Source organism: Lentimicrobiaceae bacterium (assembly GCA_023227965.1).
Classification (GTDB): Bacteria; Bacteroidota; Bacteroidia; order Bacteroidales; family JALOCA01; genus JALOCA01.
In genome coordinates, this window is record JALOCA010000003.1 from 44,701 (window position 1) to 60,248 (window position 15,548).

Sequence of the window (15,548 nt, forward strand, 5' to 3'; positions counted from 1 at the left end):
TTACTGCTTATTTTCATAATATTACTCGTTATTCTGATTTCCATTAGCCGTTCAAATTTTGAAACATTCGGTTTTTTTCTTGTGTTTATCGGAACATTATATAACATATTTCAGATTATTTTTGTAAAGGGTTTTTCATCCGAAATAGCCCTGCATTTTTTGCTGATTTCCGTTTCTTTTTATTTTCTAACAAAACCTATCCGAAGCAAGAAGAAACAAATTACTACATTTTAACCATCATGCAGTGAGTATAATAAAACGAATAGCGGCAATTTTATTTGTGTTGGCTATTGTGGTTATTATATTATTGTGGTATGTTGGCTTTTTTGGTTCTTATGGGGTAATGGAGAAACTGGTTGGTCCATATATTTTTGTCTATGAAAATGTAAATGAAAAGATTGAGAACTCACAAGAAGTTCAAAACCGTGTTTTTAATACATTGCGTTCCGATGGATTTCATCCTCGTAAACATTTTGGAATTTATATTTTCGGGAAAGCAAAAAAACAAGATTCGATAAAAGCAGGTTGTTTAATAGAGACAGAGGATTCTATTAAATTAAATAATTACGAAAATAAATACAAAATTTTACGTTTTGAAAAACAATTTGCCCTTACGGCGGAATTTCCATATCAAAACAGGTATTCTACTATTTCGGGAATGATAAGAGTTTATCCTTCCATAAAGAAATACGCTAAAATTAAGAGCTTTGTACTTCTCCCCATCATTGAAATTTATGATTTACCACAAAAAAATATTATTTACATAATGCCAATACAATCATCAAGGTTCAATCCAGTTGACGCATTAACGCAATAAACCGATAATATAATTTGTATGTAAATGTTTTTTAAATCTTTCGTGTCTATCCGCATTCTTATAAGTTTTAGGAAAATTTAGGATGATTTGGTTTTTTACCGAAGAAAGATAAAAAAGGCTGCCCGGTGAAAGACAGCCTTTGTATGGTTTTTAAATTAATTTTTTACTGAATAATTAATTTTTGGGTAAGAGTTTCCGTACCACATTTCAAAGTAAGCATATAAACACCCCTTGACTGATTTTTCAGGTTTATCGTTTTGTTGACTTTATCAGTGAAGGAGAATGACTTTTCGCTAAACACTACCTTACCTTCAGGGTTTGTTATGGTAATATCAACTTGTTTCTGTTTTACAGTCTTGAATGAAATTTCAAAAATACCATTGTTGGGATTAGGGTATACTTTTAATGAAGCAAATGCTGAAATTTCATCTATACCTTCACAATTGCTCATTGTAACCACAATTTCATCAGTTGCCTGACATCCTTTATTGTCGGTAATGGTTACTAAAAATGTATTTGCACCAAGGTTAGCGTTAGTTGAGTCAACTATAATCGTTTGCCATGTTGAGCCATCACTCCAGCTATAGGTTACAAAACCGGCTCCGGCATCGAGAGTATGGTTATGGTAAATACACATTATAGTATCGTTACCCAAAAATACAGTTGGCAAAGGATTAACGGTAATTTGTGCTATACCTGTTCCCGAATTGCTGCACAAGTGTGCATCAAGTACAGATGTTACTGAAAAATCGGAATTGGATTCAGGTGTAACTTCAAGTGTATAAGGGGTGGTTTCGGTTGTCAATGTATCTGTAGAGGTATTCATAACGAAATTCCATGGTGCAGTTCCTGTGAAATCTATGGAAAGCAAAGCCGGTTCTCCTTTACAAATTTCTGTTGTGCCGGATATTGTAGCCGTAGGTAAGGGAAATACAGAAATTTCGAGGGGCAAAGAGGGTGTCCCGCTACCGCAGAGATTATTTCCGGTTACAGTAATTTGTGCCTGACCGGTAAATCCGGCATTCCAAAATACTTCTGCCTGTAAATTGTTAGCTGTAACTGTACCAGCGGTTTCTGGTATTAGTGTCCATGTGTAAGAAATTGCCTGTGGTAAGGAGTTTATTGTATAAATTTCTGAAACGGTCGTAGCGCAAATTTGTGTTTCTCCAATAGGAGTTTCTGCCATACCGGGAACGGTGAATATCGAAAGTGCCATGTTATCAACATCATTACCCATGTTTCCCAAACCAGTAAGGGTTAAAATTACCAAACCATTGCTAATATCGTTTGTACCAGGGGTATATTCTGGAGTTAGTAATGTGGGGTCGGAAAATGTTCCATCGCCAGAAGTTGTCCATGCAATAGACGTATAATCAGAACCACTGCCACTTAAAATGTAGTTTGAACCGGTGCAAACAGAAGCATCTTCTCCGGCATTTACTGTAGGAACGGTAAAGGGAGGAAGAACAATATAATCAACCCAGGCGGCATCGCTGCCATTGCTTTGGGAAACGTCTTTATTATAAATCCAGCTTAACGTATGGCTTCCTTCACTTATAGGATATGCTACTCTTGTCCAGTCAACTTCGCCAGACCATTGTGCAATGACAACACCATCAATGTAAAAAGTAAGAAAATCGTAGTCTGGTTCTGAGGATACTTTGCAGAAAAATGAAATACTATCGTTACTGGCACATTCCCATTGCAGATTCAGTTCACTAGAACCCATGTCTGCAATAGTACCTGATATGGCACTGAATGCACCTTCATAAATATTTTCATTCGAAACTTCCCATCCGGCATCGCCACCCGATGTCCAGTCGAATTGAGTAAAATCTCCTGTTTCCCAGTCTTCGAGAATAAGACCAATATTGCTGACAAAAGATTTAGCAGCAGAGTACAATCCGGCTGTTACATTATAATTAAACTGAACAGCCGTTCCTACCGGAGCATCTTCGCTAACTGTAATATTAAAAATAGCATTTGCTGTTTCCCCTGGTGTAAGAGTGTCATGTTCAAAGCTTGTATTATTTAATGTAACATATTCGCTGTTTTCAGAGATAATCCCCACGATATTAAGAACGTCAAAATCACCAGAATTGGTTGTAGCTATCCTGATGTCAGCGGTTTCTCCGGGATCAAGCCGGTTATTATTATTTCCCAGCGGGTCGGAAACAGACAATGTACCGATTTCAATTGCTGGTGCATGAGCTGTAAGAGTGAATTTGCTTGTCCAGGTACTGTCGCCGTCAGTTACATTGATGTCAAAATCAACCTTCATTTCGTCTGGAATATTTGGAGCAACGGTAAAAGTATAAGCATCGGGAACGAAAACCGTATCAGGAACATTGAAGCTGCCAAACGATTCCTGGTTATCGCTGATTGTAATATAAGGATTTGATGTAGATATTGTTGCAGTTACATTGTCTGCGGGCTGGTCGCCAAGATTCATTAAACTAATTCCCAGGTTGATGGTTTCGCCATAGTCCATTTGTCCGTTTCCGTTTCCGCCCGTAATGTCATTAATTTGATTTGATTGGTAAACAATCCAGGGCTGATTGGGTGGAGGACCGGTTTCGAATGGAGAAGTAAAAGACATTGCATGTCCTGTACGATTGTCGGTCCAAACAGGATATACTTTGCGTCCGTGAGCTGTAATACCCAGATAATCTCCAAAATAACTTGAAGCAAGCCCGGAAATTGGCTCAGGGGTAAAGGCTACATCGCTAACTTTAAAATCTTCCCATGTTTGACCTCCATCTGTTGAATTGGCAACAAAAACTTCACATTGACTGGAAGAAACATTGCGGTCGTCGTAGAAAATAACGCTCAGATAACCCGAAACATCATCACAGCAAATCCAGGGGAAGAAATGTTGTTTTCCTTGTCCTGGCAAATCCTGATTAACTTTTAAAGGTGTTGACCATGTTGCACCCTGGTCAGTAGATTTTATCATATAAACATCAATATCGCCGTCAGCATTGATACCAGGAACGCCGATATTGGTCCAGAGAACATAAATAGCTCCACGGTTTGGTCCGTTGCTTATGTCAACAGTCATTGAAGGGAATGAGTTGACACGCATGTTTTTAGAAGTCCCCGAAGTACGTATTCCCCTGATGTCTCCAATGATGCGGGTAGCAGGTTGCCATGTTGCACCTCCATCAAGTGATTTGGAAAAGCCTATGGCACTTTCATCGGTTGGCCATCCGTCATAGATTGCCCAAATAGCGTAAACTTCACCATTCGGACCTGTATGCAGGTTAACACCTTGATTATGACTTCCTGCATTAACGGCAGAACTTACATTTACAGCGCTTGACCAGGTATCCCCACCATCAGTAGTACGAGATACTTCTATTTCGTTATTATTGGTTCCTCCAAAATTAGTCCATGCATCGTACAAATTACCGGCATAAGGGCTCGAAGTGCTGTTATCTATCCAAAGATGATTTTTATCGAGCATATTTCCCCATCCTGATGGAGGGTTAGCAACTAATTTTGCAGTCCAGTTTTGACCTCCATCGTTGGAATAAGAAACACCTTGTCCGGAATTAGCATGAATATACCCAACATACATTCTGCCGGTCAAGCTAATAGCTGTTGTTGGGTCACCGGAGTTTGCTCCACCAGCACCTTCTACTTCGCCTTCCCAGGATTCGCCTCCATTGGTAGTATAAAAATCATTGGCTCCGTAAAGATCACCTACCGGGTTTTCTGTTGAATTATTTGAATTCAAAACATGATCCTTGTCATTAGGATTAACAAAAACAGAATTTTCACTTTGTGTTGAATTAACTTCGGTTAATGGAATATCAGGTGAGTCATCAACCAAAACGGATTTTGCATTTATCCCACTCCCTGTGTTAACGGCTTTAGGAACTGGTAAATCTGGTGCAACCGGGGTTAACCCCAATTTTGCCATGTTTTTCCAGTACCGCATGTTGTCCACTCGGGTATCAACAGTAAGCCTGTCCGGATATTTTTTCTTCAGGTTCTTTTTTGCATTTTGTTGTGCAAATAAGGAAAGAGATAAAAAAGAAAATATCAAACAAAAAATAAAGGCAAATTTAATTTTCTTCATCATGTGTGTATTTATTATTATTTTTGAATAATTAGTTTCTTGCTTTTAATCATGGAGTTGTTATTGACGATAATAGTATATATTCCCTCAGATAAATTATTAATATTTAATGGGAATTCATTATTGTTTAACGATACATTTTTATTATACATTATATTTCCAACAGAATTCATAATTTTTATATTAACATCTGATTTTGCGGTTTGTTCAAAATGTAGCATTATTGAACCTTTGCATGGATTGGGATAAAATGAGAAAAATTCATCATTTGCAGGTTTTTCTGAGATACTGGTTTCAAAATCCACAGGGGGAAATACGATGTAATCAATATTTGCCTGGTCGTTGCCGCCACTTTCCATCCAGTCTTTTGAGTAAATCCACGAAAACGTATGTATTCCGACTGTAACAGGATACTGTACCAATACCCAGTCTTTTTCTCCTGACCATTCGTCCATTTGCTGATTATCAATGTAAAATCTGAGGAAATCATAATCTTCTTCGGAAGAAACCTTGCGGAAAAATGAAATTGTATCGGCTGAAATCACTTCGGCGGTAAGTGAAAATTCCGACGACTGATTATCCGTTATTATTCCGGATTGTACACAATATGTACCCTCGTAAGGATTGGTAGAATTGATAATCCAGGGTTGATCGCCTCCATTTTGCCAATCATATTTTGTAAAATCACCCGTTTCGAAATCCTCAAAAATTAAGCCTACCGATATGTTGTAAGTACGTTGTAATCCATAATTCCCTTCAATCAAATAAAGAAAATCCACCACCGTTCCGATAGGTGTAACGTTATCAACTGTTACCTCATAAGTTGCTGTAACTGCATTTCCGGCTGTGATGTTTTCAATATTAAAGGAGGGGTTTATGATGTTAACATAAGGATTTGTTGTGCTCAACATTGCCGTAAGTCCTGAAATATCACTAAGTCCTGAGTTGGTGGTTTGAATTTGTAAAGTTGCTGTTTCTCCGGGATCAAGCTGATGATTACCATTGCCACCGGCAATATCGTCGATGCTGATATTTCCTGTAACCAGAGAGGGTGCATTGGCAGAAAGTGTAAAGGAAGAATTCCAAGAACCGCCGCCTTCGGCAGTGATATTAAATTCGATAAGGTGATTATTGGGGATATTATTTGCAACCGTGAAGGTAAAAGCATTGTCTTTAGAAACTGATTGTCCGGCATTAATGTCCCCGTAATTTTCGGTATTGTCAGTAAGGGTTATGTAGGTGTCGTTTGTTGTAAGAGTTGCCATAACATTTGGGGCGGTAAAAGAGCCTACATTATTTAATGTTACTGTTAGCTGAATATTTTCGCCATAGTCCAACATCCCATTGTTATTTCCCTGGGAATCGTTGATAGTATTGGAAAGATAAATTACATAAGCCGTTCCGCTGGGGATTACAGTTATCGTGAAATGGTGAGGAAGACAGTTGTTACCTGAAATAATCAAATCGGCATCACCAGGAAGGGTAATTGCCGGGTCAATGGCAATTTCAGCTTGTCCGTTTTCATCTGTTGTAGCAGTGCCATAGACTATTCCGTCTTTCATCAAAACACAATTAAACAAAGCAAGTGGTGAGCCGTTACTGGTTACTGTTACTGGCATTGATATCTGCCCGATTGTGATAGATGTGGGATAAGTAGCTTGGATGCTAATGGGTTCAACAGTCCAAATGCGCATGGCGGGATCTCCCAGCACATTGCAATCGTAGAAACACCAGCGCAATGCACCATCTTCCCATTGTCCTGGTGCATTCACCCAGGGAGAGGTGGCGGCTTTAGATTCGGCATGTGCTTGTCCGATTTGCAACAGATGATCATTATATAAGGCATCTACAAATTCCCTGTGCAAATGGGCGGAGGGTCCTTCAGTTTGCCCTTCGTTAAACCATCCATATCTTGAATTTCCCACAAAAGCAGCAGCAAAATTGGCAATACCTACCATTTCTTCTGCAATACAATCGTTATAATCAAATGAGCCACATAAACATCCGTGTGTGTAAATTAATGCATAGTTGTGTGTTGTTCCGTTTACGGCATAAAAATTCTGATCGGTGATATCACTATTCGATAAATACATTACGTAAGTTTCATTAGCATGCCCCACATGATGTAAAAAAGATTTACCAGTGTTAAGTTGTTCAATCAGATCGCCTCCGGACCAATTTACATGTTCTGAGAACATTGAATCTATTACATTGTCAGAAGTAATACCATCGGTGGTATAACCATTATCTTCGTGGTGTCCGATAATCATACGCAGGTAATCGCTTCCTTCGGTATTGGGTTCATCATACAAATGTTCTCCGGCGAGCAATGGATTGGTCATTTCACCAAGCACAGGGTTACCCTGGTAACTCATGGTTTTGTTAAGCATATGAGTAAGCTCAGTTTGTGTGCTGAATGGCATCCGGGCTACAGAAACATCCGGCAGTAAGTCGTCTTCCCCAATTTCTCCCCATTTGTCGTCGCCATCGGTATTCCAGTTGCCATCTAAGGATGAATAATAAAGGTCGGAAGGAATATTGCTGTCCTCCTGATTTCCCCCTCCGGAAGTTACAAAACAATAAAAGCCGCGGTAAGGAACTATTTCCACATCACCAGCGAGCAATACGTATTGAATGCTTTTTTCCTGATATTGCTGAATTATATAATTACGAATTTTTTCAGGCAAATCCTGTCCCGCAATCTGTGAACTAATAGCATCCGTTGTAACTTCCTGTACTTTTAACCCCCTTATCTGGTAAAAATTAATCAAGGACAAAAATTGTCCGGAGAACGCGTTAGAGGTAATGATAAGCATGTCGTAAGAATCTGTCCTCGGTTTTTGTATGGGGTATGATGCAATGAATTCGGGATTTTGTGCGAGATTTTTAACAGATTGCCGTACATTTTCTTTTGAATTCAGGTTTTTAAGTGCGTCGGCAGCATCTTTGCCTGAAGCTGCAACAATACGGATAGTAACCTTTTTATAATAGAACAATTTACCTGAAACAGGGTTGTATTTTACAGGTGTGAATGCCGACTGGGCAAATCCGTAACCATTCATAAACTGGGTACTCAAATGTCCATAGGCTTTGACAGGATAATCTGCATTTTTGTTGTAAATGATTTCATCCAATGCAAATTTTCCGCTTTTACCTTTGGAAATAGGACGCGAATACTGTTGTGGGTACAATTTGAAGAAGCCGTTGATGGCTACTTCATTTTCGCAGATTACCTCAATACTTATTGCACTTTCACCAGGAGGTAGCAACAGAGATACCGACTGATAGGGCAGTGCGGGTTGTCCGGCTATTCCGGTTAACAAAGTGTTTTTGAATATAATAGATTGATAATCGCCATGATTTGCGATCTGGTAATCCGAAAAATAATAGGTCTTTTCAATAACCGTTGCCTGTACAGATACAATGGCCATAATAGCACATAAAGCAAGTAAAATTCTTTTCATACAATTGATTAATAAAATGTGCCCAAATGTAGATAATATCTTTTTATGAAAAAGCATTCCGTGTGCTCAATTGCAAAAAACAGCAATAAAAAAGCCATTCTGATTTTTCAGAACGGCTTTCTCATATAAAATAAAACAGTAACTAACGAATAATCAATTTTTCAGACGATATGCTATTTCCATGTTGAATAACAAGGAGATAAATTCCGGAAGGAAGATTCAGATTAAATATTTCATTAGAAGAACCCATAACTCCTGTTTTTTCAAAAACGACAGCATTATAAGCATTTACAACTTTCACGGTTGCTTTATCTGTGGTTGCTTTAAACATAACTGAAAAAGTTCCATTATTGGGGTTCGGAATAATTGAAGGTTTACTATTGTTATTTTCGGTAATGCCATCACAGATAAGAACCGATACCTGTAGTTCAGAGGAAAAAGCACTTTCGCCACAGTCGTTTATACCTTTTACTTTAACAGTAGCCAATCCAGTGTAGGAAGTATTCCAAGTTACGGTGGCTGTTAATCCGTTGCCATCTATGGTTCCGGCTTCAGCAGGAAGTAATTCCCAGCTATAAGACAAAACATTGTTTGCTTCCTGTGTGGTATAAGTGGTAAATGGCTCTTCAGCAGGACATATTTCGACATTGCCTGTCGGGGTCTGGGGTATTTCAGGCAGCAAGTTCTTGATTATGGTTGTCGAACCCTGCATAGGCTGCTCGCAATATTGCCCATAGCTATAAGCTTTTACTGTATAACTGCCTTCTAAAATCTGGTTGCCAAAACTGAGGGCTTCTCCTGTACCTGGTACCGGATTTCCTGTAGAAGTTTCATTCAAAAAAAGTTGATATGTTTTTCCTGATTCTGAATTCGATAGACCTACTTCTACGCCCAAAGTTCCTTCGCAATAACTGCCGCCTCCGGTGATTTCAAAAACAGTGGGAGCAGACAATTTTGTAATTTCCAAATTATCGGAGGAAAATCCTTCGCCACAAGTATTTGACCCTTTTACAGAAACGTAAGCTGTTCCTGTATAATTGTCGTTCCATGTAACTGTACCCACGGTGTCATTACCGACAATTTCCCCGGCTTCCAAAGGAGATAATTGCCAGATATACGAATTCGCCTTGGTGGCTCCAGAAGTAAGGTATTCGGAAACAGAAGTATTCGTACATACAATCGTTTCTCCGTAAGGAATTCCTGCTTGTGTAGGTACTGAATTTACTGTTATAAAATCGGCACGTAAAGTAGTATTGCTTGCTAACCCGTTAGTTACAGTAAGGCTTACATTGTAATTCCCAGAGGTAAGATAGGTTACCACGGGATTTTGTTCTGTTGATGTGGCCGGATCTCCGCCTGGGAAACTCCAGTTCCATGTTGTAGGAGGCAGTGGACTTGCAGTTGAAAGGTCGGTATAATGTACAATTCCTGCTTCACAAACTGTGGTAGTATCCGTATCAAAGTCCGCGATTACTGTACCGGAAGACAGTTCTTCAAGTGCTACTTTGGTTCCCTGTAAAATTTCTTTGCTTGTATTGTCCTGTATAAAGGCAACTAATTCACAATTTTCTGCAGGCCATGCTGTATTAAGGGTAAAAGTAAGCGTAACCAACTGGGTAGAATCAGTAGGATCAAGTGCAACAGTAGTACCCGACTGATTGGGCATCATTAACCGGTTTACAAAATTAAGTTCTGTTTGCCCTTGCCAGTTGTAGGCAATTTCCGATTGTGTTAAAGCCAGGTGAATTTTCATATTTGTGCTGGTAGTAGCTGCAACCTGTTTGGCTTTAACCAAAACAGTGTAATCAGCACCCGTATTGGAACCAAAAATTTCGAGCGTAAAAGAAGATGGAATTGCTTTACGTTGGTTATACTTTGGCAAATATGATGAATACATACTTTGGGTATGGTTTCCCCCTACTACCGTCAGCACTCCATCAAATTTTGCAGTCGGGAAACTCGAAATACCGTAATAACTATTCCTTGCATTCGAATAGGTGTTGGCAAAAATATCGCCGTTATGATTTTCAACTACAGCTACATCCTTGCCATTAGTGATTAAATCGTCAGCACCAAGAGCTGCACCGGGACAATATTGGCACCACGTTCCTGTGCCAATTTCAAGGACAACCATATCTCTTTCTACTTGCTGGGCATGTACCCATAGTATAGAAAAGAACATACAGATAAAAAGTACACTTTTTTTCATTTTGTAAATGCTTGTTAATTAATAATTAAATTGCAATGAAATATAAACCTGCAAATCTATATAAATTATTCTATATATAGATATATAGATAAGAAAAATATTTTTCAATAAAACGATACCAGAAATTCATTTAACCTTCATATAATGAACAATTATAACTAAAAAAGGTTGAGGTTTGTTTCTTTTAATAATTTATTAAAATGAAACCCGCATGCATTGCATCCGTAAAAAGCGCCAATGAAACTAATTTTCTGGATTATGGGTTTCTCTGGAAATCTTGAATGAACATAAACCAATTAAACACAGATTAAATAGTATATGATTTAAAAGCAGATATTTACATTATTCAACCTTTTTCAAACCAGATCATCTGGTTTGCTCGTATTGAATTTTTTATTGAAATTTTGAACGGGATAGCAAATAAATGTAAGCAGCTTTCGCAGTAATATCTAAATAATCAAATGCTTCACCAACTGTTTGTCCAACAGAGATGCACCCATGTTTTTCCCAAACAGCTACTTTATGTTTTTCCAGTGCTTGTAGTGTTTTTTCTGCAAGAACATGGCTTCCCGGCTCAGAAAAAGGAACAAATCCCACTCCATCAGGAATAAACAATGAAATTTCAGGATGCATGGAAAACAAAAGTGTGTTCAGCGCTTTTTCCTGGTTGAGCCCAGGAATATGTGTTAGAGCAATCATCTCCGTAACATGTGAATGCAATACTGCTTTTTCTTTTGCATTTTGCGCCACCAGTTGGTTTTGGATAGCCAAATGGGTCGAAAGCTCTGAAGTTGGGGTTGCATTGGAATTTTTACCGGGGATGTAAATAGTGGCTTTATTTCCCTCGGAATTGATGGATAGCAGGCAAATGTTTTCACTGTTTTTTTGCGAAAAACGGCGCATCTGGCTACCTGAAATAGTAACAACCAACGTATTGCAGGAAAGATAATGAAAAGGATATTCTAACGAAATTTCTATGAAATTATGTGTCGGATATATTTTCGAAGGAACCAGCCCGGTAACATTTACCGAAATATTTCCTGCATTTCGTTCCGCCCAGCCTTTGTTCCACAAAAATCCCCCAATTTCATCAATTTCCGATAAGATATCGTGAATATATGTTTGAAACATTGATAATTAATGCTGAATAACGATTTTAATTACGCATGGCATTCCATTAACCGATAGAACTCCTAAATACGTTCCGTTTGACAACGGGGAACCCTGATCAGATTTTCCGTCCCAGTTGAATTTTTGTACTCCTGCCGGCAAATTTCCATTGAAAACCGTTTTGCATTTTGTACCGGTAGCAGAAAAAACTTCCATTTTTACTAACGAAGTTTCTTTAAGTATGAACACGATTTCTGTTTTGTTGTACAGTGGATTGGGAGAAACGAACAAATCATAAACATTTTTTGGTAAATTCTGAATACCTACTGATACAGGGCCCAATAATCCGTTGGCTTGCAGATTCTGGGCATAAATATCGGATTCTCCGTTTCTTTGGTCTTCCCAAGCCATAATCCATTGATAATTATTCAGGATACCCGTATATCTGTGTACTTTATCACTTTGTACCGAACAAATTTCAACCATTTGCGGATTCCAAACAAAGGAACCGGATTCGTCCACCTTAGTACACATTACTCTACTATCAGTTACATTTCCAAAGTTGTAGTCGTCATAAATTACAACTGCATCATTTTCAAAGCATTTTGTAGTAACAAAACTAATTTGCTTGTCCGACAGATCAATAAACTTCTTCCCCAAATCTCCCCATAATTTGGTTCCATCAGGTGTAACCAATTGCCCGGATAAACCTTGGTTGTCCTGATTGGCATTTTGTTCACTCCAAAAAACAAAGAGTTTGTCTGATTGTGGATTGTATTTTACTGTAGCGTCCAGATGCTGTCTTGAATTATCTGTGCTCATTTCCACTCCATCGGCAGGCATAAGTAAATTACCATCATTATCCGTATGCTGAACAAAGGTGCTGTAATTCCAGTCGGCATTTCTGTCATCAAACCAGCTTATGTAAAATCCACCGTTTTCATCATAATCTGTGCTATAAGTTTGTGGGTAAAAAGGGATTCCGGTTCCTTCATAAACCACTTTTTCCTGTTGCCAGAGTAAGATTCCGTCAGGACCAATTTTTTGAAAATAGATATATTTTTCACCCATATAGCTGCCATATTGTTTTGAGTAGATCATAAAAACATTTCCATTTCCGGCATTCATAAGTATGGGAAAAGAATATAAACATGCGGTGTCGGGCTGATAAACAATGCCGTCACCCCACAATTTTTCTCCAGAGGGGGAAATTTTTTGAAGCATAATATATTCATTGCCGGTGTCGGGCGATCGGTTCCATGCTACGATGGTATTGCCTTCACTATCGAGAACGCAAACAGGAGTAACTTCAAAATCAACGCTATTGGAAAGCTCTGTGCCGTTTTCTCCCCATAAAAATTGCCCGGTTGGAGAAATTTTATAAGCAAAAATATCATTGTTTCCGGCGTTTCTTATATCCTGAAATGTAATAATTGCATTGGTGTCGTTGTCCACTGTAACATCATAATCTGTAAGCCAGGTCATGGATTGATTACTACTTATTAAGATGCCACCCGAAATCCAGAGTTCTTTTCCGGTAACATCCAGCTTTTGCAAACGAACATTATAGTTTCCGCTTTCAGAAGAAAACCAACAGATATAAGAAATTCCTGAAGAATGGGTAGCAACCTTTGGCAAAGCTTGTTCGCCAGATAAGTTTGTGATACAATTGTTTTCAGCAGGATTATTGCTCCATTGTGCAAAAATGGAAATTGCAATAATGGTGAATCCGAGGGTAAAAATTAGTTTTTTCATGATTTTTAGCATTAATACTAAGGAACAAAGTTACAAAAATCAGATTCTTTTTTCGCTAAAGAATTTTTTTATTATTTCTGAACAATCATTTTCGAGTATTCCGCTGCAGATTTGGATTTTAGGACGAAAAATATTTAAACCAGTTGTGGAATAGCCTCTTTTGGGATCCGCTGCACCATACACAATCCGGGTTATTTGTGACCAGAATGCAGCTCCGGCACACATTACGCAGGGTTCTATGGTAACATATAAAGTACAATCAATAAGATATTTGGCACCCAAATAATTGCATGCAGATGTAAATGCTTGCATTTCTGCATGAGCGGTAGGATCGTTCAGCGTTTCTGTGAGATTATGGGCACGGGCAATAATATTGTTTTGGCACGCAATTACAGCACCTATCGGTACTTCATTTTTATCAAATGCTTTCCGGGCTTCTTTCAAAGCCTCACGCATAAAATAATCATCTGAATATCTTGATATATCCATAATTAAAATACATTTTTACGTGCAAACATATAAAATATATAACAAAAACAATTAAAAGCCGTTATTAGCGAAATTATTAGTAAAATTGCACTCCATAAAATTCATAAGAATATTTTAATGATTAATTTCATAATGAATAAGTTGCGTTTTATACTATTGTTGGGTTTTGTCTCAATATTTTCCATTATTTCTAATAGTATTTTTGCAACTACACCACCTGTATCTGATAACAAGGCTACTCATGAAGCAGAAGTTTTCAAACCGGGAGAAATGATTATTGAACATATTATTGATAATCATGAATGGCATATATTTACATGGAACACCCATCATTATTCGGTGCCCTTGCCAGTAATTTTATACGATCGGGGAAAAATTGTAGTTTTTTCTTCTGGTAGGTTTCACCACGGAACAGCTTCCTATATCGGATATAAAATTGAAAATGAGGGAAAAAATAAGAGAAAAATAGTAAAGGTTTTAGATGACGGGGTTACAACGAATACAAAAGAGCCATTGCCTCTTGATTTTTCCGTTACAAGAACAGTTGCAGCCCTAATTTTGAGTATGTTTTTACTTATTCTCATTTTGAGTGCGGTAGTTAGAAGATATAAAAGACATCCTAATACAGCTCCAAAAGGGTTACAGATTGCCATCGAAGCTCTTGTAAATTTTATCAAAGACGATATTGCAATTCCGTCAATAGGAGTGAAGATGTACGAAAGGTATATGCCTTTTTTGCTCACTTTATTCTTTTTTATATTGATGAACAATATTATGGGATTGATACCTTTCTTCCCTTTTGGAACCAACGTAACCGGAAATATTGCCATTACAATGAGCCTTGCTTTGTTTACTTTTGTAATCACAACATTTTCGGGTAATAAAATGTACTGGAAACATATTTTTAATGCTCCAGGTGTACCTTGGTGGTTGAAATTTCCGATTCCCCTTATGCCCATAGTTGAACTTATTGGGGTGTTTACAAAACCATTTGTCCTGATGGTTCGTTTATTTGCAAATATAACAGCCGGTCATATTGTAATTCTGGGTTTTATGAGCCTGATATTTATTTTTGCCAGGATTCATACTGCCTTGGGTTTGGGTGTATCTGTGGTTTCAATAGCATTTACATTGTTTATGGATATGCTTGAACTGCTTGTTGCTTTTATACAGGCATACGTGTTTACCCTGTTATCGGCATTGTATTTCGGAATGGCAACCCAGGAACATCATTAATAAAAAAAATAACCATTAATTAACAAATAAAATTAAACAAAATGAGCCTTTTAGCAATTTTACTTCAGGTAGCCGCCGATCTCGTTCCTATTGCGAAAATGGGAGCCGGATTGGGAGCCGGAATAGCAGTAATTGGTGCTGGTGTAGGTATCGGAAACATCGGACGGGGAGCGCTGGAATCCATTGCGCGTCAGCCGGAAGCCGTGGGCGATATTCGTTCTAACATGATTGTTGCAGCCGCTCTTATTGAAGGGGTAGCCTTTTTTGCTATCGTTGTTTGCTTGCTTATTCTTTTTCTGTAAGCAAACGCATAAAACTGTGTACCTGACTTATAAGCGGGTACACCGTTTTGTATTTTACAAAATGTAATCAAGAATAAAAAAT

At 38.1% G+C, this 15,548-nt stretch carries 9 protein-coding genes; 3 read left to right on the plus strand and 6 right to left on the minus strand.

All coding sequences use genetic code 11. From position 1 onward, the window contains the following. Positions 1-244: 244 nt before the first annotated feature. A complete protein-coding gene (locus M0R21_01730; GenBank protein ID MCK9616535.1) occupies positions 245-817 on the plus strand; it encodes a hypothetical protein in 573 nt (190 codons plus the stop codon). A 163-nt stretch (positions 818-980) separates the two neighbouring features. Here M0R21_01730 and M0R21_01735 read toward each other — a convergent pair whose 3' ends face one another. The 6 genes from M0R21_01735 to M0R21_01760 form a co-directional block, all read right to left on the minus strand. Beyond that, positions 981-4,904, minus strand: coding sequence for a T9SS type A sorting domain-containing protein (locus M0R21_01735; protein ID MCK9616536.1), 3,924 nt, complete (start codon positions 4,902-4,904; stop codon positions 981-983). Positions 4,905-4,918: 14 nt separating this feature from the next. Then, positions 4,919-8,365 (minus strand): C25 family cysteine peptidase, encoded by a 3,447-nt coding sequence (locus tag M0R21_01740; GenBank protein ID MCK9616537.1) that lies wholly within the window; start codon positions 8,363-8,365, stop codon positions 4,919-4,921. A 142-nt stretch (positions 8,366-8,507) separates the two neighbouring features. Next, positions 8,508-10,574: an Omp28-related outer membrane protein gene (locus M0R21_01745; GenBank protein ID MCK9616538.1), complete on the minus strand. Its 2,067-nt coding sequence runs from the start codon at positions 10,572-10,574 to the stop codon at positions 8,508-8,510. A gap of 393 nt (positions 10,575-10,967) precedes the next feature. After that, the gene (gene rhaD / locus M0R21_01750) at positions 10,968-11,705 is read right to left on the minus strand and encodes a rhamnulose-1-phosphate aldolase (protein ID MCK9616539.1); all 738 of its coding nucleotides are present in this window, start codon (positions 11,703-11,705) and stop codon (positions 10,968-10,970) included. Between the two features lie 6 nt (positions 11,706-11,711). Next, positions 11,712-13,439, minus strand: coding sequence for a hypothetical protein (locus M0R21_01755; protein ID MCK9616540.1), 1,728 nt, complete (start codon positions 13,437-13,439; stop codon positions 11,712-11,714). 39 nt (positions 13,440-13,478) lie between these two features. Continuing rightward, positions 13,479-13,928, minus strand: coding sequence for a nucleoside deaminase (locus M0R21_01760; GenBank protein ID MCK9616541.1), 450 nt, complete (start codon positions 13,926-13,928; stop codon positions 13,479-13,481). A 132-nt stretch (positions 13,929-14,060) separates the two neighbouring features. Between M0R21_01760 and atpB the strand changes: the two genes are divergently transcribed. Next, positions 14,061-15,164, plus strand: coding sequence for a F0F1 ATP synthase subunit A (gene atpB, locus M0R21_01765; GenBank protein ID MCK9616542.1), 1,104 nt, complete (start codon positions 14,061-14,063; stop codon positions 15,162-15,164). A 41-nt stretch (positions 15,165-15,205) separates the two neighbouring features. Beyond that, positions 15,206-15,466 carry an ATP synthase F0 subunit C gene (atpE, locus tag M0R21_01770; protein MCK9616543.1) on the plus strand — a complete coding sequence of 87 codons (261 nt, stop codon included), beginning with the start codon at positions 15,206-15,208 and terminating at the stop codon, positions 15,464-15,466. Positions 15,467-15,548 lie beyond the last annotated feature (82 nt).